Origin of the sequence: Sinorhizobium numidicum (assembly GCF_029892045.1) — a bacterium.
Taxonomy (GTDB): domain Bacteria; phylum Pseudomonadota; class Alphaproteobacteria; order Rhizobiales; family Rhizobiaceae; genus Sinorhizobium; species Sinorhizobium numidicum.
The window spans coordinates 1,339,800-1,365,005 of record NZ_CP120368.1 but is presented as its reverse complement, the minus strand read 5'-3'; the positions used below and the strand labels follow the sequence as shown (position 1 = coordinate 1,365,005).

Sequence of the window (25,206 nt, the reverse complement as noted above, 5' to 3'; positions counted from 1 at the left end):
ATTCCTTATTCATCTGAAAAATACATCGCCCGCCGCAATGGCTTGCAGCGTGCCGGAGCCCGTGTCGAGCATCAGCCGGCCGTCTTGATCAATACCGGCAAAGCGCCCGGAAAGCGACCGGTCCGGCAAATTCACGGTGATTGGCTCCCCGATGCCTCTCGCAGCCGCTCGCCACTGGTCGATGATGACACCGACGCCAGCGCCCCGATACCAAACGGACAGGGCTTCCGCCATCGTGGCGAAAAGATGGGCGAAGAGTTCATCCGGCGAGATTGTAGCGCCTTCGCGCCGAAGCGAGGTGACCGGGTAAAGGGCTTCCTCCGGGATGACGGCAACATTGATTCCGCAGCCGATCACCAGCGCGTGGCGCCCGTCCGGCAATCTTTCGCCTTCCAGGAGAATGCCGCAGACTTTTCGACCGTCGATCAGAATGTCGTTCGGCCATTTGATCGCCACGTCCGCCGAGCCCGGAGGCATTACCCTGTGAATGGCCCGATGGACGGCGACGGCCACGGCAAGCGGCAGCGAATGCAGACGCTCGACCGGCGCCGGATCGATGAGCAGCAAAGAGGCGTAGAGGTTGCCAGGCTCGGAGAACCAGGCACGGCCACGCCGTCCCCGCCCTCCGGTCTGGCGCGTCGCGGTGATCCAGAGATTGCCCGGATCACCCTCCCGTGCCCTCGCCAGGCACTCGCTGTTGGTGGAGACGGTCTCGGCGAGCGCGACATGCCGGAAATCGTCAGGCGAAATCCGGCCGCCGCCTTGCCCGCTGGTCAAAAGAACGTCCGCGCCGCAACTTCCGCGGCGCTCCCGAGCGGTCCGCCGATTAGCACGTATCCGAGCACGAACAGACCGGAAAGGCCAAAGACCAGACGCAGTTCGCCGGCGGTGCGGGCAAACTCACCCTTGGCCTCGTCGAACCACATGACCTTGATGACACGCAGGTAATAATAGGCGCCGACGACGGAAGCGAGCACGCCGATAATCGCGAGCGCGTAGAGATGCGCCTCGATCGCCGCGACGAACACGAAATACTTTGCGAAGAAGCCGGCAAGCGGCGGAATGCCGGCGAGCGAGAACATCAGGAGCGTCAGCACCGTCGCCATGAACGGATTGGTCTGCGAAAGCCCGGCGAGATCATCGATGTTTTCGACGTGCTCACCCTCCTTGCGCCGCATGGCGAGGATGCAGGCGAAACTGCCGAGCGTCATGACCATGTAGATCAGCATGTAGAGGATCACTCCGCGCACGCCGGCCATCGAGCCGGCTGCAAGACCGACGAGCGCATAGCCCATGTGCCCGATCGAAGAATAGGCCATCAGCCGCTTGATGTTCCGCTGCCCGATGGCGGCGAAGGAACCGAGCAGCATCGAAGCGATCGAGATGAAGACGACGATCTGCTGCCAGTCGGCCACGATCGGCTCGAATGCATTGATGACGATGCGAACGAGGATCGCCATGGCCGCAACCTTCGGTGCCGCCGCGAAGAACGCGGTCACCGGCGTCGGCGCACCTTCGTAAACATCCGGCGTCCACATATGAAACGGAACGGCGGAAATCTTGAAGGCCAGACCGGCGAGAATGAACACCAGCCCGAAGACGAGGCCGAGCGAGCGACCTTCCGCCGTCAGCGCAGCGGCAATCTCATCGAAACCGGTATGACCGGTGAACCCGTAGACCAGCGACATGCCGTAGAGCAGCATGCCGGACGACAAGGCGCCGAGAACGAAATATTTCAGGCCGGCTTCGGTCGAACGTACGCTGTCGCGGTTGATCGCCGCCACCACATAGAGGGCGAGCGACTGTAGCTCCAGCGACAGATACAGCGACATCAGATCGTTGGCCGAAATCATCAGCAGCATGCCGAGCGTCGCGAGCACCAGCAGCACTGGAAATTCGAAACGGTCGATCTGTGCCGAGCGAGCATGGCCGACGGTCATGACCATCACGGTGATGGAACCGATCAGGGCTAGAACCTTCATGAACTTCGAGAAGGGATCGGAGAGGAAGGCGCCGCCATAGGCCTGTCCCTCGCCTGTTTTCAGAACGAGCCACAGCCCGGCGATGATGAGCAAGGCGACCGCAAGCCCGGTCACTGTCGACGTGGACTTTTCGCTCGAAAAGACTCCGATCATCAGCAGCGCCATCGCGCCGATCGCCAGGATGATTTCCGGGATGGAAAGTTGCAGGCTTGCGAAAAGGGTTTCAGCAGTCATGTCCAATCACGTCCTGTGGTCATTGCACCGAAAGCGCAACGTTTTGCGCTGCCTGCAGGGCTGCGGAGTAGTTGTTGACGAGGAGGTCCACGGAGGCCGCGGTCGCGTCGAAGACCGGCGCGGGATAGATTCCGAAGAAGATCGTCAGAACCACCAGCGGATAGAGGATGAGCTTCTCACGCGCGGAGAGATCGAGCAAAGTCTTAAGGCTTTCCTTCTCGAGCGCGCCGAAGATCACCCGCCGGTAGAGCCAGAGGGCGTAAGCTGCCGACAGAATGACGCCGCTGGTCGCAAAGAAGGCAACCCAGGTATTGGCCCGGAACGCGCCCACCAGTGTCAGCACTTCGCCGACGAAGCCCGAGGTACCCGGAAGACCGACGTTCGCCATGGTAAAGACCATGAAGGCGACGGCATATTTCGGCATGTTGTTGACGAGGCCGCCATAGGCGGAGATCTCACGGGTATGCAGCCGGTCATAGACGACGCCGACGCAAAGGAAGAGCGCGCCCGAGACGACGCCGTGCGACAGCATCTGGAAAATGGCGCCCTGGACGCCCTGTATGTTGGCCGCGAAGGTCCCCATCGTCACATAGCCCATATGCGCGACGGACGAATAGGCGATGAGCTTCTTGATGTCGGTCTGCATCATCGCCACCAGCGAGGTGTAGATGATCGCGATGATCGACAGAGTATAGACGAACGGCGCGAAATAGTCCGACGCCAACGGGAACATCGGCAGCGAGAAGCGTAGGAAGCCGTAGCCGCCGAGCTTCAGCAGGATGCCGGCCAGGATCACCGAACCCGCCGTCGGCGCCTGGACGTGCGCGTCTGGAAGCCAGGTATGGACCGGCCACATCGGCATCTTCACCGCGAATGATGCGAAGAAGGCAAGCCATAGCCATGTCTGCATCTCGCGCGGGAAACTATAGGCGAGCAGTTGGGTGATGTCGGTCGTGCCGGCCTGCCAGTACATCGCCATGATGGCGAGCAGCATAAGCACCGAGCCGAGCAATGTATAAAGGAAGAACTTGTAGCTCGCGTAAACGCGATCCCTGCCGCCCCAGACGCCGATGATGATGAACATCGGGATGAGGCCCGCCTCGAAGAAGACGTAGAAGAGCACGATGTCGAGCGATACGAAGACACCGAGCATGAGCGTCTCCAGGATCAGAAACGCGATCATGTATTCCTTCAGCCGCTTCTCGATCGTGACCCAGCTCGCGAGCACGCAGAACGGCATCAGAAGCGCGGTAAGCGGAAGGAACAGCACCGAGATCCCGTCAATGCCGAGATGATAGGAAATGCCGGTGCCGAGCCACTCGTGCTTCTCGATCATTTGGAAGCCGGCGTTCGAGCTATCGAACTGGTACCAGATATAGAGAGACACGGCGAAGGTGAAGATCGTCGTCAGCAGCGATACGTTCAGGATGTTGCGGCGGCCGTAAGCGCTGTCTTCCCTTGTCAGCAAGAGAAGCAGAACGCCGACGAGCGGCATGAAGGTGACCGCGGAAAGTACGGGCCAATCGGTCATCAGAAGGAACTCCCGAGCATCATCCATGTAACGAGCGCTGCAATGCCGATCAGCATGGCGAACGCGTAGTGATAGAGGTAACCGGTCTGCAGTCGGACAACGCGATCCGTGACGTCGAGCACGCGCGCCGCAACCCCGTTCGGCCCAAAGCCGTCGATCACTCTGCCGTCACCCTCCTTCCAGAGGAAGGTGCCGAGGCGCTTGGCGGTACGGACGAAGAGGAAATCGTAGAGCTCGTCGAAATACCACTTGTTGAGCAGGAACTGGTAGAGACCACGATGCTGCTGAGCGAGGTATTTCGGGGTCTCCGGCGAACGGATGTACATGTACCAGGCCGTGTAGAGACCGAGCGCCATCGCCACGAACGGGCTCCACTTCACCCACAACGGAACGTGATGGTACTCCTCGAGGATTTCGTTTTCCGGCAGCGTGAAGAGAGAGCCCTGCCAGAACTCAACATAGTGATGGCCGAAGAAATAATCATGGAACAGGAAGCCTGCGAGGAGTGCGCCGGCCGCAAGAATATAGAGCGGTACCAGCATGACCTGCGGCGACTCGTGAACGTGGTGCATGACGTCGGAGGAAGCGCGCGGCTTGCCGTGAAACGTCATGAAGGTCAGGCGCCAAGAGTAGAAGCTGGTGAACAGGGCCGCAATCACCAGCAAGATGAAGGCGACGCCGGAAACGACGCTGTGCGAGGCGAAGGTGGACTCGATGATGGCATCCTTCGAGAAGAAGCCGGCCGTGCCAATGACCGTACCGGGGATGCCGACGCCCGTGAGCGCGATCGTGCCGACGAACATCATCCAGTAGGTGACGGGGATGTGGGTGCGCAGTCCGCCCATGTAACGCATATCCTGCTCGCCATCGACGGCATGGATTACCGAGCCCGCGCCGAGGAACAGGAGCGCCTTGAAGAAGGCGTGCGTAAAGAGATGGAAGATGGCTGCGCCATAGGCACCGACCCCAAGCGCCACGAACATATAGCCGAGCTGCGAACAGGTCGAATAGGCGATGACTCGCTTGATATCGTTCTGTACGAGACCGACGGTTGCGGCGAAGAAGGCAGTGATCGCCCCGACCAGCGTGACGACCGTCAGCGCGTCCGGCGACAGCTCGAACAACGGCGACATGCGGGCGACCAGGAAGACACCGGCGGTGACCATGGTTGCGGCATGGATGAGGGCCGAAACCGGCGTCGGGCCTTCCATGGCGTCCGGCAACCAGGTGTGCAGCAGAAACTGCGCAGACTTGCCCATCGCCCCCATGAAGAGAAGCAGGCACGTCGCCGTCAACGCATGCGCCTTGTCGAGCTGCATGCCGAACAGCGTGATCACGGCCTCCCCTGCTTCGGCACCTTCGGCCGGCAGATAGCTCTGCGCGGCGGCAAAGACTGTTTCGAGATTGATCGAACCGAAGAGAACAAAGACGCAGAAAATACCGAGCGAGAAGCCGAAATCGCCAACGCGATTGACGATGAAGGCCTTGATCGCCGCGGCGTTGGCCGAAGGCTTCTTATACCAGAAGCCGATCAGCAGATACGACGCCAGGCCCACGCCTTCCCAGCCGAAGAACATCTGCAGCAAGTTGTCCGACGTGATGAGCATCAGCATCGCGAAGGTGAAGAGCGACAGATAGGCAAAGAAGCGCGGGCGATGCGGATCGTGGTGCATGTATCCGATCGAATAGACGTGCACCAGCGTCGAAACCGTGTTGACGACGACGAACATGACTGCCGTTAGCGTGTCGACACGGAATGCCCATTCGACGTCGAAACTGCCGGACTGGATCCAGTGCAGGACCGAAACTTTGATCATCTCCTCTTCGCCGAGCGCAACGTCGAAGAACACGAAAAACGACAGTACGGCCGCGATGATCATCAGGCCGCTGGTCAGATACTCGGATGCCTTCGCACCGATCTGCGTGCCGAGGAGGCCGGCAATGAGAAAGCCGATCAGAGGCAGAAAGACGATAGCCTTGATGATGGTGTCCATAGCCCTATCAGCCCTTCATCATGTTGACGTCTTCGACGGCGATCGAACCGCGGTTGCGATAGAAGACGACGAGAATTGCAAGTCCGATGGCCGCCTCGGCGGCCGCCACGGTCAGAATGAACAGCGCGAAGACCTGGCCGGTGATGTCGTTCAGGAACGCCGAAAAGGCCACCATGTTGATGTTGACCGCGAGGAGAATGAGCTCCACCGACATCAGGATGATGATGACGTTCTTCCGGTTGAGGAAGATGCCGAAGACGCCGAGCGTGAAGAGAATGGCGCTGACGGTCAGATAGTGGGAAATTCCGATTTCCATATTGTAGTTCCTCGACCTCGCGTCCCGATTAGATACCCTGCCCCGGCTTGACCGTGATCACCTCTACGGCGGTCTCGGGCGTGCGGGCAACCTGGCGCGGAACGCTCTGGCGCTTGATGTTCTCACGGTGGCGCAGGGTCAGCACGATGGCGCCGATCATGGCGACGAGCAGTACGAGCCCTGCGATCTGGAAGAAATAGGCGTAGTGCGTGTAGAGGACGTCGCCGAGCGCGGCGGTGTTGGTCCGCTCGCTGACCGGCGGGATCGGCATCGCGATCCCCTTGGCGATTTCAGGCGAGAAGGTCGAGCCGCCGACGACGATGATGAGTTCCGCGGCAAGGATCAGACCGATCAGCGCGCCGACCGGTGCATATTCAAGCACACCGGCGCGCAGCTCGGCGAAATCGATGTCGAGCATCATGACGACGAAAAGGAAAAGAACCGCTACCGCACCGACATAGACCACAAGCAGGATCATCGCCAGGAACTCGGCACCGGTCAGCAGGAAGAGGCCTGCCGAATTGAAGAAGGTCAGAATGAGGAACAGAACCGAATAGACCGGGTTCTTAGCCGCAATGACCATGAATGCCGACGCCACAGCGATGAAGGCAAAGAGATAGAAAAAAAGAACCTGCAGACCCATGATCGGTGCCTTTTTCGTCTTGCTCGGCGTGAAGGCGCTCCGCCCCACTCCATGAGACATAGCCGGACATTCCGTCCGGCCAGTGCCCAAACTCGTTACGCACGCACCGCCTTTTCTTGGGAGCGGCGCTATGCTGCGTTACGCAAATGGCCTCAGCGATAGGGCGAGTCCATTGCAATGTTGCGCGCGATTTCTCGCTCCCACCGGTCGCCATTGGCGAGCAGCTTTTCCTTGTCGTAGTAGAGCTCTTCGCGCGTCTCGGTGGCGAATTCGAAATTCGGCCCTTCGACGATGGCGTCGACCGGGCAGGCCTCCTGGCAGAAACCGCAATAGATGCATTTCACCATATCGATGTCGTAGCGCACCGTGCGGCGGGTGCCGTCGTTGCGGCGCGGACCGGCTTCGATGGTGATCGCCTGGGCAGGACAGATCGCTTCGCAGAGTTTGCAGGCGATGCAGCGCTCTTCCCCGTTCGGATAACGGCGAAGCGCATGCTCGCCGCGAAAACGTGGGCTGAGCGGTCCTTTTTCGAAAGGATAGTTCAGCGTGGCCTTCGGCCGGAAGAAATAGCGCATCGACAGCAGGAATGCGCCGACGAATTCCTTGAGGAACAGTGAGCTGACGGCTTGCGAAAGACCGGCCATCATTTACCTCCAAACTTGCCGGCCTGGGATGCGCCGGCGGTATGCAGCGAAGCTTGAGCGGACATTACGCCCACCCCATCAGCTTCAGAACGAATGCGACGATGACGACCATGGCGAGCGAGAGCGGAAGAAAGACCTTCCAGCCGAGACGCATCAGTTGGTCATAGCGGTAACGCGGCACGAAAGCCTTCACCATCGCGAACATGAAGAATACGAACGAGGCCTTCAGCACGAACCAGATGATCCCCGGGACCCAGTTCAGGAACCAGACATCGACCGGCGGCAGCCAGCCGCCGAGGAAGAGAATCGTCGTCAGCGCGCACATCAGGCAGATCGCCGCATATTCCCCGAGCATGAACATCATGTACGGGGTCGAGCCGTATTCGACCATGAAGCCGGCGACGAGTTCGGATTCGGCCTCGGGCAGATCGAAGGGCGGACGGTTCGTTTCAGCAAGCGCCGAAATGAAGAACACGATGAACATCGGGAACAGCGACAGCCAGTGCCAGTCGAGGAAGGAGGCCGGAAGTCCGATCATCGTTCCGAGACCGTCGGTCTGCGCGGTGACAATATCCGTCAGATTGAGCGACCCGACGCAGAGCAGCACGGTCACGATGACGAAGCCGATCGAGACTTCATAGGAGACCATCTGCGCCGCCGAGCGCAATGCACCGAGGAACGGATATTTGGAGTTCGAGGCCCAGCCGCCCATGATGATGCCATAAACCTCGAGAGAAGATATGGCGAAGACGAAGAGGATGCCGACGTTGATGTTCGCGATGACCCAGTTCGCATTGAGCGGGATAACGGCCCAGGCGGCGAGCGCGAGCGTCACCGAAACCAACGGCGCAAGCAGAAAGATCGTCTTGTTGGCGCCGGCTGGAATGACCGGCTCCTTGAAGACGAATTTCAGAAGGTCCGCAAAGGACTGGAACAGCCCCCAGGGGCCGACGACGTTCGGACCGCGGCGAAGCTGCACAGCAGCCCAGACCTTGCGGTCTGCGAGGAGAACATAGGCGATGAAGATCAGCAGCGCGACCAGCAGCAGGAGCGACTGGCCGATGATGATGGCCGCGGGCCAGACATAGGTCGAAACGAAAGCGTCCATGATGCTCTATTCCCTCGCGCTCATTCCGCCGCAGCTTTGAAATTGTTGCGTGCCAAAGCCGAACATTCGGCCATGACGGCGGATGCGCGCGCTATCGGGTTCGTCAAATAGAAGTCTTTGACCGGAGACGCAAACACGGATTTCGCCATCTCACCGGCTTTTTGCGCAAGTGCGGCAATTTCGTCGCTCCTGCCGGCGGCGATCGCGTCGACCTCTGCGAAATGCGGCTGAGCCGCATAAAGCTTCGCACGCAATTCGCCAAGCGAGTCAAAGGGCAGCTTCTTGCCGAGCACGTCCGAGAGCGCGCGGATGATGGCCCAATCCTCACGCGCGTCGCCTGGCGCGAAACCGGCGCGGTTGCCGATCTGCACGCGACCCTCGGTATTCACCCATGTGCCGAATTTTTCCGTGTAGGTGGCGCCCGGAAGGATAACGTCGGCCGCATGCGCGCCGTTGTCGCCGTGCGAACCGATGTAGACCGTGAAGCCGGCTTTTCTCGCCGAAAGGTCGATCTCATCCGCACCCAAAAGGAAGAGCACGTCCATCGCGCCGACCATTTCGGCAGCCGACTTGCCCCTCGTGCCGGGGACGAAGCCGAGATCGAGACCGCCGACGCGAGCGGCCGCAGTGTGGAGGACCGCAAAGCCGTTCCAGTCCGTGCCGATCGCACCGACAGCCGCTGCAAGCTTCGCCGCGGCAGCGAGAACAGCTCCGCCGCCCTCCCCTATCAGCGCGCCCTGGCCAATCACGATCAGCGGGCGCTGAGCCTTCTGCAGCGTCGCAAAGAACTTGGACTTACCCGAAACGAGCTCGGCAAGCGTATCGGCACCGGCGCCGAGATATTCGTATTCGTAGCGCAGTTCCGCCTGTTCGCCGATGACGGCGATCGGGAAGTTGCCCATGCGATAGCGCTTGCGGATGCGGGCATTGAGGACCGAAGCCTCGAAGCGCGGATTAGAGCCGATGATGAGCAGGGCGTCGGCGTTTTCGATGCCTTGGATCGTCGGATTGAAGATGTAGCTTGCGCGGCCGAGCGACGGGTCGAGTGCTGCGCCGTCCTGGCGACAATCGATATTCTCAGAGCCGAGCGAGGAGACCAATTCCTTCAGCGCGTACATTTCCTCGACGGATGCAAGGTCGCCGGCAATAGCGCCGATCCTGTCGCCCGAGATCGCGTCGATGGCGGTCTTGATCGCCTGGAATGCCTCGCCCCAGCTTGCCGGCTGCAGCCGCCCGTCCTTTTTGACGTAGGGCCGGTCGAGGCGCTGGGTCTTAAGTCCATCCCAGATGAAGCGGGTCTTGTCGGAAATCCACTCCTCGTTGATGTCCTCGTTGACGCGCGGCATGATGCGCATGACTTCACGGCCGCGCGTGTCGACACGGATCGCGGAGCCGAGAGCATCCATGACATCGATCGATTCGGTCTTGTTGAGCTCCCACGGACGCGCGGTGAAGGCGAATGGCTTCGAGGTCAGGGCGCCGACGGGGCACAGATCGACGACGTTGCCCTGCAACTCCGAAGTCATCGCCTGTTCGAGATAGGTGGTGATTTCGGCGTCCTCGCCTCTACCAATCAGGCCGAGTTCGGCAATACCGGCAACTTCAGTCGTGAAACGAACGCAGCGCGTGCAGTGAATGCAGCGGTTCATCACGGTCTTGACGAGCGGACCGATATACTTGTCCTCGACCGCGCGCTTGTTTTCCTGGTAGCGCGACGTGTCGATCCCGAAGGCCATCGCCTGGTCCTGCAGGTCGCACTCGCCGCCCTGATCGCAGATCGGGCAGTCCAGCGGATGGTTGATCAGGAGGAATTCCATGACGCCTTCGCGCGCCTTCTTGACCATCGGCGTGGTCGTGAAGATTTCCGGCAGTTCGCCGTTCGGGCCGGGACGCAGGTCGCGTACGCCCATGGCGCAGGATGCTGCCGGCTTCGGCGGCCCGCCCTTGACCTCGATCAGACACATGCGGCAGTTGCCGGCAACCGAAAGCCGCTCATGGAAACAGAAGCGCGGAACCTCGGCGCCAGCCTCCTCGCACGCCTGAAGCAGCGTGAAATGGTCCGGGACCTCGATCTCTTTTCCGTCGACTTTCAGCTTTGCCATCTTCGTACTCAATCCTGTCTTTCGTCCGCCTGCCTTCTTTGGCGACAGACAATTCCTTCACGGCGTCGCCGCTTGACGAAATGACCACACGGGGCCCCCGCCGTTATTCCTCTTAGGCGCCCCTCAGCACCTTCGCTTGCCCGACCCAGTCGTCCCGCACGATGCGGCCACCAAGACCGAGCTCGGCGTCCAGCCGCGCCACATCGGCCTTGCTCAAGGCAGCGATGTCCGCGAAGCGGCGAATACCCTTGCCGTTCAACACGTGCTCAAGCTTCGGGCCTATCCCGGAAATCCGCTTGAGATCATCGGCCTCGCGCCGCTTCGCTGCCGAAGCGCTCGGCTTGGCTGCCGTTCGCGGCTTTCGCGGAGCTTCTGCCCTTCGCGGCGCTACCGGAGCTTGCTCCGCGGCTTTTCTTGCTTGCCCGGCAGAGGGCGCCGACGCCGCGCCCTGCTCCGACATGGAGATGCCCTTCTGCATGGCGCCGACGGCGCCCTGCATGGCGCCGACGGCGCCCTGCATCGCGCCGAACATGATCCCCGCTATATGGCTCGACAGGCCGAAACCAAGCGCCGTTGCGGCGGCGACCGCGGCTGACGGGCGGGCCATCACAGGGTGAAGCGGAAGGCTCGACATGTTTTTCATCCATTCCGCCATGCCGAACGGATCGGCCGGATCGGCAGCAGCGGCCCGCACGAATGGAGCGGCTGCTTCAGCCGTTTCCTGTCCCTGTCCGTCCTTGCTTGCTCCAGCCATCGGTCGTTACTCCGCCGCTTGCAAAACCGCGCCATGCGACGTGGCATTGCGTGTATATTCGTCGATCCGCTTCTCCATTTCCGGACGGAAATGCTTGATAAGGCCCTGGATCGGCCATGCGGCCGCGTCGCCGAGGGCACAGATCGTGTGGCCTTCGATCTGCTTCGTCACGTCGAAAAGCATGTCGATCTCACGCTTTTGGGCACGGCCCTGCACCATGCGCTCCATGACGCGCATCATCCAGCCCGTGCCTTCGCGACAGGGTGTGCACTGGCCGCAGCTCTCATGCTTGTAGAATACGGCGAGACGCCAGATAGCCTTGATGATGTCCGTCGACTTGTCCATGACAATGACGGCGGCGGTCCCGAGGCCAGAACCGAGCTCGCGCAGTCCATCATAATCCATGATCGCGTCCTTCATCTGCGCGCCGGGCACGCAGGGGACGGACGAACCGCCGGGGATGACGGCGAGCAGATTATCCCAGCCGCCGCGGATACCGCCGCAGTGCTTCTCGATCAGTTCGTGGAACGGGATCGACATTGCGTCCTCCACCGTGCAGGGACGGTTGACGTGGCCGGAAACCGAATAGAGCTTGGTGCCGTGGTTGTTCGGACGGCCGAAGCTCGTGTACCACCCGGCGCCGCGGCGCAGAATGGTCGGCGCAACGGCGATCGATTCGACATTGTTGACGGTCGTCGGGCAGCCATAGAGACCCATATTCGCCGGGAACGGCGGCTTCAGGCGCGGCTGGCCCTTCTTGCCTTCGAGGCTCTCGAGCAGCGCCGTTTCCTCGCCGCAGATATAGGCGCCGGCACCGTGGTGGACGAAGATGTCGATGTCATAGCCGAGCTTGTTGTTCTTGCCGAGCAGACCGAATTCGTAGCATTCGTCGATCGCCGCCTGCAGGGCCTCGCGTTCGCGGATAAACTCGCCACGGACGTAGATATAGGCAACATGCGCGCCCATCGCGAAGCTCGCGACCACGCAGCCTTCGATCAGCGTATGCGGATCGTGACGCATGATGTCGCGGTCCTTGCAGGTGCCGGGCTCCGATTCGTCTGCATTGACAACGAGATAGTGCGGGCGCCCGTCGCTTTCCTTGGGCATGAAGGACCACTTGAGACCGGTCGGGAAGCCGGCGCCACCACGACCGCGAAGGCCTGAAGCCTTCATCTCGTTGATGATCCAGTCACGGCCCTTTTCCAGAATCTGCTTGGTGCCATCCCAATGGCCGCGCGCCATCGCGCCTTTAAGGGACTTGTCCTTGAGGCCGTAGATATTGGTGAAGACGCGATCTTCATCTCTCAGCATGGTTCACCTCTTTACCGCGGCTTCTTTGCCGGCTTGGATTTGTCGACCGTCTCGCCTTCGGTTTTGGCGATCTTCGCCGCCTCCTTCCTCGCGGTCGCCGGGGTCTTCAGCGTCGGATTGGTGACGTCCGCAGCGGTCTTCGGCTTGGCGGCGTTCGCCGGTGGTACGCTGACTGCCTTTTTATCCGCGGCCTTGCTTGCCCGCGCCGTCTTCTTCACGGCAGGCTCCGGCGTCTGCAACGTCGTCGGACCACCGACGGGCGCGGAATAGATGCGGTCTGCCTGCGGGCCGGGTTTCACTTCCGCTTTCTCACCGGCGTCGAAAAGATCGATGATCTGTTCGAGCCGCTCCGGCGTCAGATCCTCGAAAGTGTCCTTGAAGATCATCACCATCGGCGCGTTCACGCAGGCGCCCTGACATTCGACCTCTTCCCAGGACAGCGTGCCGCTCTCGTTCAGCGCAAAGGGCTCGGCGGCAATCTTCTTCTTGCAGACCTTGATCAGGTCTTCCGCACCGCGCAGCATGCAGGGGGTCGTGCCGCAAACCTGCACATGCGCCCGCGAGCCGACCGGCTTCAATTGGAACTGCGTATAGAAGGTCGCCACTTCGAGGGCACGGATATAGGGCATGCCGAGCATGTCCGCGATCGACTCGATAGCCGACCTTGTCACCCAACCGTCCTGCTCCTGAGCACGCATCAGCAAGGGGATGATCGCCGACTGCTCGCGGCCCTTCGGATATTTGTTGATCGTTGCCTCGGCCCAGGCAGCGTTTTCCTTGCTGAAAGCAAAAGCCGCTGGCTGGACAGTATCTTCGGCTAGTCGACGAACGGACATTCTAGTGGATACCTTATCAGTTAATCGAACCGCACCGCGATTTCGTCACCGAGACAAACTCGCAGGCATAGGCTGACTGGTCTTTCTGCAAAAATACGATGTAGCGCGCGCCATTGGCGACCGCCGCCTTGATTTCGTACCCCTTCGACAGGAGCGCAGACATGGGGCCGCCTCGCAATGCTGTGGACGACTCGCTGCCGACCTCCTCCTGCGCGAAAGCCGCAGAAGCGAGCGCAACGAACCCCAGAGCGGCAGGCAGCGCCAGGCGCATCAACGATCCACCTCGCCGAAAACGATATCGATGGAACCCAGCACGGCCGAGACGTCGGCGAGCTGGTGTCCGCGACAGAGGAAGTCCATGGCCTGCAGATGCGCATAGCCTGGCGCGCGAATCTTGCAGCGGTACGGCTTGTTAGTGCCGTCGGAGACCAGATAGACCCCGAACTCACCCTTGGGCGCCTCGACCGCGGCATAGACCTCGCCGGCCGGAACGTGGTAGCCCTCGGTGTACAGCTTGAAGTGGTGGATCAGCGCTTCCATCGAGCGCTTCATCTCGCCGCGCTTCGGCGGAACGATCTTGCCGTCCAGCGAGGAAACGGGTCCGACTTTGGCATTGCCGAGCAGGCGGTCCACGCACTGGCGCATGATCTTCGCCGACTGGCGCATCTCGATCATGCGGATAAGATAACGATCGAAGCAATCGCCGTTCTTGCCGATCGGGATGTCGAACTCCATGTCGGAGTAGCACTCATAGGGCTGCGCACGGCGCAGGTCCCAGGCAGCGCCCGAACCACGCACCATCACGCCCGAGAAGCCCCAAGCCCAGGCATCTTCCAGCTTGACGACGCCGATATCGACGTTGCGCTGCTTGAAAATGCGGTTGCCGGTCAGGAGCTCGTCGATATCGTCCACGGTCTTCAGGAACGGATTGATCCATTTGCCGATGTCTTCGACCAGTTGATGCGGCAGGTCCTGATGCACGCCGCCGGGGCGAATATAGGCCGAGTGCATGCGCGCGCCGCAAGCGCGTTCATAGAACACCATGAGCTTCTCGCGCTCCTCGAAGCCCCAGAGCGGCGGCGTCAGCGCGCCGACGTCCATTGCTTGCGTGGTGACGTTGAGGAGATGCGACAGGATGCGGCCGATTTCGGAATAGAGGACGCGAATAAGCTGTCCACGGATCGGCACTTCCGTGCCCGTCAGCCTTTCGACAGCCAGCGCGAAAGCATGCTCCTGGTTCATCGGCGCGACGTAGTCGAGCCGATCGAAATAGGGCAAGGCCTGCAGATAGGTCTTGGTCTCGATCAGCTTCTCCGTACCGCGATGCAGGAGACCAATGTGCGGATCGACGCGCTCGACGATTTCGCCGTCGAGCTCGAGCACCAGACGAAGAACGCCGTGCGCCGCCGGGTGCTGCGGACCGAAGTTGATGTTGAAGTTGCGAACGTTATGTTCGTTCATATCGATTGCTCCAGGCCGGATGGCGTCCTCGGCGGATCGCCACGGGCCGCCTTGATCTCACCGTGCCTTGGCCTTTTCGTCACCGGGCAGCACGTAGTCCGTACCTTCCCAAGGCGAGAGAAAATCGAAGGCGCGGAATTCCTGCTTCAGCTCGACAGGCTCATAAACGACCCGCTTGGCCTCGTCATCGTAACGCACCTCAACGAAGCCGGTTACAGGGAAGTCCTTGCGCAGCGGATAACCTTCGAAACCGTAGTCGGTCAGAATGCGCCTCAGATCCGGGTGTCCGGTGAAGAGAATGCCGTACATGTCGTAGGCTTCCCGCTCGAACCAGTCCGCGCCGGGATAGATGGCGGTTACCGAGGGAACTGGCTCATCTTCGCCGGTCGCCACCTTCACGCGGACGCGCAGGTTCTGACGCGGCGACAGCAGATGATAGACCACATCGAAGCGATCGGGCCGCTCGGGCCAATCGACACCGCAGATATCGATAAAGCTGATGAAGCCGCACTGCACGTCGTCGCGCAGGAAGGTCAGCAGAGCGACGAGATTTTCAGCCTTGGCTGTCAGCGTCAGCTCGCCGAAATCAATCGCCGCATCGGCAATCAGCGCACCGCGCATCTCGCGAAGATAGGAGGCAAGCTCGTTCAGGGCTTCACTCATATTAAGAACCCCTACCCTTAGCGCTCGATGGTGCCGGTCCGGCGGATCTTCTTCTGCAGCAGAAGCACGCCGTAAAGCAGCGCTTCTGCCGTGGGAGGACAGCCTGGCACATAGATGTCGACGGGCACGACGCGATCGCAGCCGCGGACAACCGAATAGGAATAATGATAGTAGCCGCCGCCGTTGGCGCAGGAGCCCATCGAGATGACGTAGCGAGGCTCCGGCATCTGGTCATAGACCTTGCGCAGTGCGGGCGCCATCTTGTTGGTCAGAGTACCGGCCACGATCATCACGTCGGACTGACGCGGCGAGGCGCGCGGCGCGAAGCCGAAACGCTCGGCGTCATAGCGCGGCATGGACATCTGCATCATCTCGACCGCGCAGCAAGCGAGACCGAAGGTCATCCACATCAGCGAACCGGTGCGGGCCCAATTGATCAGTTCGTCGGTCGAGGTGACGAGGAAACCCTTGTCGGCGAGCTCGTTGTTGATCTCGCCGAAGAATGCGTCATTGCTGCCGATCGGTTTGCCGGTGGCGGGATCGATGATTCCCTTCGGCTGAGGCGCAACGAGCGTGGTGCCGGATGCTAGTTCCATTCCAGCGCTCCCTTTTTCCATTCATAGATAAAGCCGACCGTCAGGACCACGAGGAAGACCATCATCGACCAGAAGCCGAACCAACCCACATCCTTGAACGAGACTGCCCAAGGGAAAAGGAATGCGACTTCCAGATCGAAGATGATGAAGAGGATCGACACGAGATAGAAGCGGATATCGAACTTCATGCGGGCGTCGTCGAACGCGTTGAAGCCGCACTCGTAAGCCGACAGCTTTTCCGAATCCGGCGCCTTGAAGGCGACGGCGAAAGGAGCGACCAGGAGTGCGAGGCCGATCACAAGAGCGATTCCAATGAAAATCGCGATCGGAACGTAGGAACCGAGAAGTTCAGTCATTGTTATCCATCCCTGCCCGCGGAGAGCACCGGAGAGGCGCTTGAACAACAGATTCCACAGGCCGAAAAATATGTTGCAACGCCAGAGTGGTTAGCGCAGCCCGCGCCCATGCGCAAGCCTCGAACAGGCATTTAAACCGGTTCACGACACAGGATTGAACGGCACCTTCGCGCCCCATGCGCGGTAAGCCGTGGAATTGCGGGAACTGGCCGAACCTACCCGCAAAACCGGAGTGCCGAGACAGATTGCCGCAACGCAAAACATATAGGCGTCGATGATGGGCTACATCAATGGAAATCAAGAGAAATGGCGCGAGTGACGGGGCTCGAACCCGCGACCTCCGGCGTGACAGGCCGGCACTCTAACCGACTGAGCTACACCCGCGCATCGTGGCCATGCATGACCATCATTACCACCATCGGCATCTTTTGAGAATGCCGCGGCGCTGGCCTTTCAAGAGTGGCGCGAGTGACGGGGCTCGAACCCGCGACCTCCGGCGTGACAGGCCGGCACTCTAACCGACTGAGCTACACCCGCATCATCTTGACTGGCCGGAGCGCCTTTGCGCGCCCCGTGATCAAAGCGGCCCTGCCGTTCGATGAGCGGCTAACTAAGCGGTTCGCATTTGGGTGTCAAGCGTGTTTAAAGACAAATCAGTGACGGATCGGATTTTGATCCACAGGGTGGCGGGGGTGGAAATCAGCGCACGCGGTAGACTCCATACGGGTGACCTCTCGACACCGCCGCCAGCCTCGGCAGTACCGGGCTCGGAAGCGCGGGCATGCTCGAACACGCCCCTCCCCCTTCCCGTTCAATCTGTCCACTGGTTGGAACGTATCGACCCTGGGCTCCGCAAAAAATCAAAAAAATCGCGAAAATGCTCTTGCGGTTTTCGCCGGTTACGCATAGATCACGCCCACCGATGCGGCGGACACTTGTTCGAAACGCGAGAGGGCGATTAGCTCAGTTGGTAGAGCGCCTCGTTTACACCGAGGATGTCGGGAGTTCGAGTCTCTCATCGCCCACCATTTTCATCCGACAGTTTCCAATCGCAGAAAAGACCGGCGTTCGGGCCTCTCGGTCACGCCCCGCGATACTGCTCATCCGTCACGTGTTCGAGCCAATCCACCGCCTTGCCGTCGAGTGCTTCTTGAATGGCAATGTGCGTCATCGCCGTATCCGCCGCGGCACCGTGCCAATGCTTCTCGCCCGGTGGGAACCAGACGACATCGCCGACGCGAATTTCGCGCAGCGGTCCGCCCCAGCTCTGCGCCAGACCTCGGCCGGAAGTGACGATCAGGGTCTGGCCGAGCGGATGCGTATGCCAGGCGGTGCGGGCGCCGGGCTCGAAGGTCACCGTCACCACGCGAACCCGCGCCGGCGCGGGCGCTTCGAATGCCGGGTCCTGTCGAACTGGCCCGTGGAAATATTCGGTCGCCCCACGCATCGAGGGCCGTGATCCACATCCCATGATTTCCATCTGTATTCCTCCAATGGCAGCCCACCGCCGTCCAATCGTAAGCCGTGGACCATGAAGCGGGAAGGACAGAAAAACGCGGGGACTTTTCTCCTCCGCTAGAGCCTGTGAATGGTCACCGAGGGACAGGCGCTCCGCGCGAGATCGCAAAGGTGCTCATGATGCGTCAGATAGATCACCTGCCCGACGCGCCCCATATCCGCCATCAGTTCGAAAGCACGACCGGCGCGACCGTCGTCGAATGTTTCCATGATGTCATCGGCAATGAAGGGCAAGCTCTCCCGCGCTGCCGCAACTTCATGATAGCCAGCAATCCTGAGGGCCAGATAGAGCTGAAATCGCGTGCCTTTTGAAAGATCGCCAGCGAGCTTCGACCCACCGGAAGCGGCCTTGGCAATCAGGAATTCCTGCCCCTTGTCGACCTGCGTCGAAAGACCGGAATATTCGCCACCGCTGATCCGCACAAAAGTCTGGGAGGCGCGTTGCATCATCGCGCTGCGGTGGCGCTCGCGAAACAGCCGCAACGCCTGCTCGGCAGCAATCACGCCAGCCCGGAGCCTCAGATAGCCGACCGCTTTGCTTTCGATATCGAGGAGAAGAGTTCGGCGCCTCTGATCCAATTCGGCAACCCTGTCACCGCCCTCGACAGCCGCAAGCGCCCTCTCCTTGTTCCGCACCTCGGCATGCAACTCGCTGACTTCGCGGTCGGCCTCGTCCATTGCCTCGTCCAGGCGGGCGAGTTCGAGGCGCAACTCCGCATCATCGACCGCGGCGAGCATGGCTTCGACCTCTCCGATCGTGCCGGCACCGAGGCGCGCCATCAGATCGTTTTCCAGCTCGATGCCCCGCTCGCGCAATCTCTCCTGCTCGCGAGCAGCATCAAGGCTCAAGCCCGCCTCATCGAGAGTCCCGCAAGCAAAAAAGTCGAGGATAACCTGCTTGCTTGCTATGTGGAGCCGCTCTTCGGTAAGCAGGGATTGCAGGTTTTCTTCCATCCGCTCGATGCTGGCGGCGATTGCGAGCCGTCGCTCTTGGCTGTGCTCAGCGGCAGCGATACGATCGCGCAGCGATGCGAAAACAAGCAACGGATCGACTGTAGGGGTCGCCACAACTGCAGTGGGATGCAGAAAAGTGGAAGGCGGTATACCGCTCGCATCTCGCTCCAACCGATGAGCATCGGCGACGTTTATCGTTTTGGGCTGCTTCAACCCGAAATCAACGTGATCGAGCGCCTCCGCAAGGCTCGCAATCGCTTGCACGAAAGCCGCCTGATCGCTGCGCATGGCTACAATGCGATGCTCGAGCTCCGCCTTGCGCTGCATCAGCTTATCGAAATCCTGCAGCACCGCGAGCATCGAACCTATTTCGTGCGGAAGCGGCCGCTCGATCCTCCCGGCCAGCCAGGTCTCTCCGAGCGCTGCGTTCCATTCCTCCTGCCAGGCGGCCATTGCGGCTTCGGCAGAAGCAAGCGCCGCCTCCCGACTTTCCAGAGCTTCGGCCGCGCGATGAAGTTGCGCGACGGCCGCACGGTGCGCCACCAGTGCTGCCTGTCCGCTGGAAACTACGTGTTCGGCTGCCATAAGAAGCCCGTCGAGACGATCCGGCAGCTTGTCCGCCACACCGAATCGCACGAGTTCATCCTGCAAGTCCCGTATCGCTGACCTCTCTTCCGAAGCGGCGGTATCACGCTTCCTGCACGCCGCCCGAAGGTCTGCGCGCAGTTCAAGCGAAATCGCACGCGTGGCAAGCCATACTTCAAGCTGCGGCAGTATCGTCACGTCAGGTAAACCACATGCGATGGCTGCGGCGGCGACCTTCGCGCTTAGTCGTCCTCGCTCCTCGGCTGCCGCGGTTCTTTGCGCTTCCAGCACCTGCAGACGGGCGCGCCGTTCAGAGATCGCAAGCGCCAAGCCGCGCATCTCGGCCACTCTCTCGACCTGCGCCAGACGAAAGGCTGCGGCGTCATCGTCATCCTTCAACGCTGCCTCGAAAGCAGATGCCGTCACATCGTCGAGGCGGGAGCGGTGCGTGCGCCAGGCAAGGTCGCGTTGACGCCGCAGTTCACGCGCAAGCGCATCGTCAGCCACGCCGGAATGCGCGCCAAGTGCCGCCAAGCGCGCCTCGTCTCCGGCCAGGCGCTCGCTCTCATCGGCGATCCGGTCATCGAGCCGCGACCGCCGTTCCGCCTGTGCCATCTCCTCCGCCCGCCAAGCATCGACGCCGGCAGGCGCAGGAACGGCTAGCGTCGCCAGATCGTCCACGTTACCGGCAAAAGGGCGCAGGGCATCCAATTTGTCGGAAAGCGCCGCCTCCAGCCGCTCGATCTCTCTCGCCGCCATCTCTTGGCGTAGCAGGCAATCGCTCTGGCGCAGAAGATGCAATCGTTTCATCAGGAGGCCTGGATCGCGGGCGCCATCCTTCAGCCGCGCGAGATCACGTTCCGCCTCGTGATGAGCTTGCTTCGCGCTCTCCATCTCCTCGTGGGCCGATGCCAGTCTTTCCGCGAGGGTCGCATGTCGGCGAACCAGATCTTGAAGCCGGGCACTGAGGGCCGTCGGCAGCAGGAGCGAAGCCGGGTCGGGATTACCTGCCTCCCCAAGGCGAGCGAGGCAGGCGTCGATTTCGGCGGATGTCCTCGCCAGATCGCCGAGGCGGGACGGCATGTCGCGGGCCGCTGTCAGGTAGCGGGCGTCGAGCGCCGTCTCGCGAATGGCCTCGAAGCGTTCGGCCAATGCCAGGGCGGGCTCGTCGCGCCGCAATTCCGCCAGTTCCTCGCGGCGGCGGCGTAATTCCTCCCTCAGTTGTGAGAGCCTCGCGGCGACTTCCGCTTCCTGCTTGCGGAGTATCGGCAGATCGCTCCACCACTCCGCCGGCGGCACCGGCAGCGGCTCCTGCTGCGCGAGCTCTCTGCGCACGCCATGAAGCCGCCCGAAGAGCGGCAGCGCATCAAGTTGCGCGCGTGTCCGATCCCGGCGGACGCGCAGCTCCGCGCGGTTTCCTGCCGCCGCGTCGTGGCGTTCCCGCGCATTTGCCAAGGCCTTGCGCAGCCTGGAGTATTCGCGAGCGTTCACGTCTATGGCGTTGCGCTCGGCTTTCAGCGCATCAAGCTCCGCCTTCAAGTCGGCAAGCTGATGCTTTCGCCCCTGAGGCCTATAGAAGGCGTCCGCTTGCGCGCGCAGGTCTGCAAGAGCCGCGCCGCTATCCGGCAGGCCGGAACTTGCAGAGAACAGGAGGGAGCCGAGTTCGCCTTCGCTCTTCAGGATGCTTTCCCCGCCCTGTTCTATGCTGTCGTCGTCGAGCGAGAACATCATCCGATAGGTTGCCCGGTCGATCGAACCGAGTGCGGCGGAAAAGAGATTGTCCGGCAAAGGCTGCTCGTCGGGACCGATCATGCTGTTCGCGTTGCGCTTGATGCGATAGGCGTGATGCTGGCAACCGCCGGCTTCCAGAATGCCGCCGACCCGCATTGTCTGGTAAGGGTGCAGAAAACCGTAAGGACTGAGACGTTCTATTCCGAAAAGAAGATCGAGGAAGCCGGAGAAAAGCGTGGACTTTCCGGCCTCGTTCGGGCCGTAGACCAGATGAAAATCCGGCTCCCCGGGCCTCATATCGCCAAAGTCGAGGCGCCGCTCTGTGAACTTGCCGTAGCGGACGAGTTCCAGTTGGTTTAGCCGCATCAGTGGAGCTCCTCGGCAGGAGCGCGGCCGTGAAGATGCGCCAGCACATCCGCGCTTCCCGCGCGCCCGGCATTCAGCACCACTTCCTCTAGCGCCGCCTCGTCGGCCGCCATCAGGTGTCGCAGTTCTGGTGGCATTTGTTGGAGGAGCTCTTCGGCAACACGCCTGACCTCCGCCCGGAAGCCGAAGCCCGGGAGCACATCGCTTTCGACCAGCGCCGCCAGTTCGTCGACCGGGTCCGCGGACGGCCGTTCCGCTTCCTCTACGCCCTGCTTGCAAAGAATATCGATTTTCTCCACCCAGCATCCGCTCCGTCCGGCCGCAAGATTGGCGACCTCCATTTCCAGGAGGTCGGCGTCCCTTCTGAGACGCCACGCGAGCGGCGTCGTTCCGGTCAGGGCAAGCCGCAGGATCAGATGGTCGGCCGGCAGCCCGCTTCGAGCGCGCGCGAATTCACGGCTCACGGTCTCCAGTATATCGCGCCAGTCGCCAAGACCGGTTATGTCTATCGAGAGCCGTTCGAATACGGCCGCGCTAATCGGGCGCTCCTCCAGTGCCACCTGCCCGTCATCATCGATCGTGACGAGGGTAACGCCCTTCACGCCCGCTTCATTGATATCGCGGCCCTGCGGCATACCCGGCATGACGATGAAAGGTTTCACACTGTGGATCTGCCGCTGATGGATATGGCCGAGTGCCCAGTAGTCAAAGCCGTGGCGCTGAAGATCGGCGATGCTGCACGGCGCGTAGGGGTCATGCCCCGTAGCACCCGAAAGGCTCGTATGCAGCATGCCGATGTTGATGGCATCGGGAACGGGCTGATGGAAGTGCGGCAGCAGGCTTTCGGGCGCGTGCGAATCGGCAAAGCTCATTCCGTGAATATGAACGGGCCTGCCGTTCTCCAGCGTTTTGACATGCGCCTGTCTGCTTCGGCCCGAGAAGACATGAACGGACGGCGGCAGCGTCAGCTCGCGCGTAACCTGGGACTGGGCGTCGTGATTGCCGCGAATGAGGAAAGTACGGATGCAGGCTTCATCGAGGCGGCGCAGCTCACCTGCGAGGAACAATGCCGTGTTCATCGACGTCTGATTGCCGTCGTAGAGATCACCGGCGATCAACAAGGCATCGACATTCTCTTCGATACAGAGGTCGACGATCCGCACCAAGGCGTCCCGCGTAGCGCTTCGAACCAGGTTGGCAACCTCGACATTCCTGAGCGCCAGACTACGCAAGGGTGAATCGAGATGGAGATCCGCAGTGTGGACGAATCGGAAGGGCATGACCGACCATCGCCCCCAGCCGCATTGCCCGTCAATGGCGGTTGAGGCAAGTACGCCCGGTATCACCAAGTGTTTTCAAGCACAGTCGAAGAAGCAGTTGATCGCCGCGGCATCGATCGGTGCCCGGGGCGAAATCCGGGAACGGTTTTTGGCCAAATATTTGGCCGCATTGATTTTTGTCGATTAGCGCTTTTGTAACGTCTTGCTCGCTAGGTTCCGGTTGGGGAAACGCCCGACAGGTCCCCAGCACCGGAACGATTCCTGCTTCGGCATCCGCTCCTTCATGACGATCAAGAGCCGGAACAACGCTTCTCAAAATGTTCGCGGACGGCCGCCATTCCGGAGTTATTCATGTCCCGCCTGAAGATATCGCACACGCTGATCGCCCTTTTTGTTCTGGTGACCATGATCGTCGCCGCGCTCGCCGCCTCCTCGATAAACGGCATCCGGATGTTGAATGAGCGAAACAGTGAAATTGCCGCGAGCTGGCTGCCGCGCGTCTCGTTAGCGCGCGCCCTGGAAACGCGCCTCTCGGACACACGGATGGCGTTTGCGCGACACTTGATTTCACACACGCCGTTCGAGAAGAAGGCAGCCGAAAAGGCAATCGGCGAGGTGGTCGGCGGCTTCAACAAACTTGCAGAAGACTATGCGGGCCTGGCGACTTCCGATGCGGACAAGGCAGCGCTCGACGAAGTGCATGCGACATACAACGCCTATCTCTCGGTCGCCGAAGGCATGCTGAAATTCTCGAACAAACTCGAGAACATTAAAGCTCAAAGCGTCTTCAAAGTGGAGATGCGGGAAGCCGGACAGAAGGTCGAAGCGGCGATCAAGGAAATGCTCGCCCTGAACCTTGCCGGCGCGGAGGCCGCCGTTGCTGCGAGCGCGGCGACGCATAAGCGTATCGTGAGCATCGAAACCGTCGTGATCGGGTTCGCCGCCGTCATCATCCTCGGTGCGATCTTCTACGCCGTACGCGGCATTGCCCGACCAATTCAAATCATAACCAGCTCCATGGCGAAGCTCGCGGGAGGCGACAGCGCAAGCGCTATCCCTTACGGTGCCCGCAAGGATGAAATCGGCGAAATGGCCCGGGCGGTCGAGGTTTTCCGCCAGGCGGCGATCACCAATATTCAACTCGAGGAAAACGCGCGCATCCAGCGCGCCGAGGCCGAAGCCGAGCGCCAAAGGGTGACGCAGCAGGCCGAGGCTGCGGCACAGCTACGCCTCCGGGAAGCCACGGCCGGGCTCGCAGGCGGCCTGCGGCGGCTTGCCGCCGGCGATCTCGCGTTCCAGCTCAATGAACCCTTTGCGCCCGATTTCGAACCGCTGCGCCATGACCTGAACCAGGCCGTCGCGCAGCTCGCAGATACGCTCGCCGCAGTTTCCGCAAGTTCTGGCAGCATCGACAGCGGCGCGCGCGAAGTCAGCCACAGCGCGGACGACCTCTCGCGGCGAACCGAGCAGCAAGCAGCCTCGCTTGAGGAAACCGCAGCCGCGCTCGATCAGATCACCGTCAACGTAACCAGCGCCTCCAAGCGCACCAACGAGGCACGGGCGATCGCCAGCCAAGCCAACACGAGCGCCCACAAGTCCGGCGCGATCGTTTCCGGCGCAATCGACGCCATGGGGCGGATCGAGCACTCTTCGAGCCAGATCTCGAATATCATCGGTGTCATCGATGAAATCGCTTTCCAAACGAACCTCCTCGCGCTGAACGCAGGCGTCGAGGCCGCGCGTGCCGGAGACGCCGGCAAAGGTTTCGCGGTCGTTGCACAGGAGGTGCGCGAGCTTGCCCAGCGTTCTGCCAATGCCGCCAAGGAGATCAAGGACCTGATCCGCAACTCGGCCGTCGAGGTCGAAAGCGGCGTCAGGCTCGTGCGCGAGACCGGCGAAGCTCTTCGCACGATCGAAAGCTTCATCGTTACGATCAATCAACATATGGATGCGATCGCTGTTTCCGCTCAGGAGCAGTCCGCGGGACTTTCCGAAGTCAATACGGCGGTCAATCAGATGGATCAGGTCACGCAGCAGAATGCTGCGATGGTCGAGGAAGCCAACGCGGCCAGCGCGACATTGGCGCAGGAGGCCAGCCGCTTGCGCGAACTCATCGCTCGCTTCACCCTGTCTGAGGCTTCCGCTCACGCCCACCGTTATGGCTCAAGCGCAGCATCACGCTGGGCTGCATAACATCCATCGGTAGCAATTCTTCGCTTGAAGAAAAGCAGCCCTCGACAT

The 25,206-nt window shown here is 61.1% G+C and carries 22 protein-coding genes and 3 tRNA genes; 3 read left to right on the top strand and 22 right to left on the bottom strand.

From position 1 onward, the window contains the following. Positions 1–9: 9 nt before the first annotated feature. The 19 genes from PYH37_RS17620 to PYH37_RS17530 form a co-directional block, all read right to left on the bottom strand. Positions 10–777: a biotin--[acetyl-CoA-carboxylase] ligase gene (locus tag PYH37_RS17620; protein WP_280732762.1), complete on the bottom strand. Its 768-nt coding sequence runs from the start codon at positions 775–777 to the stop codon at positions 10–12. Beyond that, positions 774–2,216, bottom strand: a complete 1,443-nt coding sequence (gene nuoN / locus PYH37_RS17615; protein WP_280732761.1) for an NADH-quinone oxidoreductase subunit NuoN — start codon at positions 2,214–2,216, stop codon at positions 774–776. Before nuoN ends, PYH37_RS17620 begins: the two co-directional genes overlap by 4 nt. Positions 2,217–2,235: 19 nt before the next feature. Continuing rightward, on the bottom strand, positions 2,236–3,747 hold the full coding sequence (locus PYH37_RS17610) for an NADH-quinone oxidoreductase subunit M (protein WP_280732760.1): 1,512 nt from the start codon (positions 3,745–3,747) through the stop codon (positions 2,236–2,238). Then, positions 3,747–5,741 carry an NADH-quinone oxidoreductase subunit L gene (gene nuoL / locus PYH37_RS17605; RefSeq protein WP_280732759.1) on the bottom strand — a complete coding sequence of 665 codons (1,995 nt, stop codon included), beginning with the start codon at positions 5,739–5,741 and terminating at the stop codon, positions 3,747–3,749. The genes PYH37_RS17610 and nuoL overlap by 1 nt, the downstream gene beginning before the upstream one ends. 7 nt (positions 5,742–5,748) lie before the next feature. Continuing rightward, positions 5,749–6,057: an NADH-quinone oxidoreductase subunit NuoK gene (nuoK, locus tag PYH37_RS17600; protein WP_003531854.1), complete on the bottom strand. Its 309-nt coding sequence runs from the start codon at positions 6,055–6,057 to the stop codon at positions 5,749–5,751. A gap of 28 nt (positions 6,058–6,085) precedes the next feature. After that, a complete protein-coding gene (locus tag PYH37_RS17595; RefSeq protein ID WP_280736080.1) occupies positions 6,086–6,700 on the bottom strand; it encodes an NADH-quinone oxidoreductase subunit J in 615 nt (204 codons plus the stop codon). A gap of 152 nt (positions 6,701–6,852) precedes the next feature. After that, positions 6,853–7,344, bottom strand: coding sequence for an NADH-quinone oxidoreductase subunit NuoI (gene nuoI / locus PYH37_RS17590; protein WP_280736079.1), 492 nt, complete (start codon positions 7,342–7,344; stop codon positions 6,853–6,855). 64 nt (positions 7,345–7,408) lie between these two features. Next, entirely contained in the window at positions 7,409–8,452 is a 1,044-nt protein-coding gene (nuoH, locus tag PYH37_RS17585) for an NADH-quinone oxidoreductase subunit NuoH (protein ID WP_280732758.1), read from the bottom strand. 20 nt (positions 8,453–8,472) lie between these two features. Next, positions 8,473–10,554 carry an NADH-quinone oxidoreductase subunit NuoG gene (nuoG, locus tag PYH37_RS17580; protein ID WP_280732757.1) on the bottom strand — a complete coding sequence of 694 codons (2,082 nt, stop codon included), beginning with the start codon at positions 10,552–10,554 and terminating at the stop codon, positions 8,473–8,475. A gap of 112 nt (positions 10,555–10,666) precedes the next feature. Next, positions 10,667–11,308 carry an NADH:ubiquinone oxidoreductase gene (locus tag PYH37_RS17575; RefSeq protein ID WP_280732756.1) on the bottom strand — a complete coding sequence of 214 codons (642 nt, stop codon included), beginning with the start codon at positions 11,306–11,308 and terminating at the stop codon, positions 10,667–10,669. Between the two features lie 6 nt (positions 11,309–11,314). Continuing rightward, entirely contained in the window at positions 11,315–12,619 is a 1,305-nt protein-coding gene (gene nuoF, locus PYH37_RS17570; RefSeq protein WP_280732755.1) for an NADH-quinone oxidoreductase subunit NuoF, read from the bottom strand. Between the two features lie 11 nt (positions 12,620–12,630). Next, positions 12,631–13,455 carry an NADH-quinone oxidoreductase subunit NuoE gene (gene nuoE, locus PYH37_RS17565; protein ID WP_280732754.1) on the bottom strand — a complete coding sequence of 275 codons (825 nt, stop codon included), beginning with the start codon at positions 13,453–13,455 and terminating at the stop codon, positions 12,631–12,633. A gap of 16 nt (positions 13,456–13,471) precedes the next feature. Continuing rightward, positions 13,472–13,726 (bottom strand): hypothetical protein, encoded by a 255-nt coding sequence (locus PYH37_RS17560; RefSeq protein WP_280732753.1) that lies wholly within the window; start codon positions 13,724–13,726, stop codon positions 13,472–13,474. After that, the gene (locus PYH37_RS17555; RefSeq protein ID WP_280732752.1) at positions 13,726–14,916 is read right to left on the bottom strand and encodes an NADH-quinone oxidoreductase subunit D; all 1,191 of its coding nucleotides are present in this window, start codon (positions 14,914–14,916) and stop codon (positions 13,726–13,728) included. The genes PYH37_RS17560 and PYH37_RS17555 overlap by 1 nt, the downstream gene beginning before the upstream one ends. A 57-nt stretch (positions 14,917–14,973) precedes the next feature. After that, positions 14,974–15,579, bottom strand: coding sequence for an NADH-quinone oxidoreductase subunit C (locus PYH37_RS17550; protein WP_280732751.1), 606 nt, complete (start codon positions 15,577–15,579; stop codon positions 14,974–14,976). A gap of 17 nt (positions 15,580–15,596) precedes the next feature. Beyond that, positions 15,597–16,175 (bottom strand): NuoB/complex I 20 kDa subunit family protein, encoded by a 579-nt coding sequence (locus tag PYH37_RS17545; RefSeq protein WP_012707619.1) that lies wholly within the window; start codon positions 16,173–16,175, stop codon positions 15,597–15,599. Continuing rightward, positions 16,166–16,531 (bottom strand): NADH-quinone oxidoreductase subunit A, encoded by a 366-nt coding sequence (locus PYH37_RS17540; RefSeq protein ID WP_280732750.1) that lies wholly within the window; start codon positions 16,529–16,531, stop codon positions 16,166–16,168. The genes PYH37_RS17545 and PYH37_RS17540 overlap by 10 nt, the downstream gene beginning before the upstream one ends. A 307-nt stretch (positions 16,532–16,838) precedes the next feature. Beyond that, positions 16,839–16,915: transfer RNA gene (locus PYH37_RS17535), tRNA-Asp, on the bottom strand. Positions 16,916–16,991: 76 nt separating this feature from the next. Continuing rightward, positions 16,992–17,068 (bottom strand) — tRNA-Asp (locus tag PYH37_RS17530). A gap of 415 nt (positions 17,069–17,483) precedes the next feature. Between PYH37_RS17530 and PYH37_RS17525 the strand changes: the two genes are divergently transcribed. Beyond that, positions 17,484–17,559 (top strand) — tRNA-Val (locus tag PYH37_RS17525). Between the two features lie 53 nt (positions 17,560–17,612). Here the strand turns inward: PYH37_RS17525 and PYH37_RS17520 are convergent. The 3 genes from PYH37_RS17520 to PYH37_RS17510 all read right to left on the bottom strand — a co-directional run bounded on the left by PYH37_RS17520 (position 17,613) and on the right by PYH37_RS17510 (position 22,965). Continuing rightward, on the bottom strand, positions 17,613–18,011 hold the full coding sequence (locus PYH37_RS17520; RefSeq protein WP_280732749.1) for a (R)-mandelonitrile lyase: 399 nt from the start codon (positions 18,009–18,011) through the stop codon (positions 17,613–17,615). A 95-nt stretch (positions 18,012–18,106) separates the two neighbouring features. Beyond that, positions 18,107–21,685: an AAA family ATPase gene (locus PYH37_RS17515; RefSeq protein WP_280732748.1), complete on the bottom strand. Its 3,579-nt coding sequence runs from the start codon at positions 21,683–21,685 to the stop codon at positions 18,107–18,109. After that, the gene (locus PYH37_RS17510) at positions 21,685–22,965 is read right to left on the bottom strand and encodes a metallophosphoesterase family protein (RefSeq protein ID WP_280732747.1); all 1,281 of its coding nucleotides are present in this window, start codon (positions 22,963–22,965) and stop codon (positions 21,685–21,687) included. Before PYH37_RS17510 ends, PYH37_RS17515 begins: the two co-directional genes overlap by 1 nt. On the opposite strand from PYH37_RS17510, the gene PYH37_RS17505 reads away from it, so the two are divergent. Then, positions 22,964–23,152 carry a hypothetical protein gene (locus PYH37_RS17505; protein ID WP_280732746.1) on the top strand — a complete coding sequence of 63 codons (189 nt, stop codon included), beginning with the start codon at positions 22,964–22,966 and terminating at the stop codon, positions 23,150–23,152. The genes PYH37_RS17510 and PYH37_RS17505 overlap by 2 nt on opposite strands. A 164-nt stretch (positions 23,153–23,316) precedes the next feature. Continuing rightward, on the top strand, positions 23,317–25,158 hold the full coding sequence (locus PYH37_RS17500; protein ID WP_280732745.1) for a methyl-accepting chemotaxis protein: 1,842 nt from the start codon (positions 23,317–23,319) through the stop codon (positions 25,156–25,158). Positions 25,159–25,206: the final 48 nt, after the last annotated feature.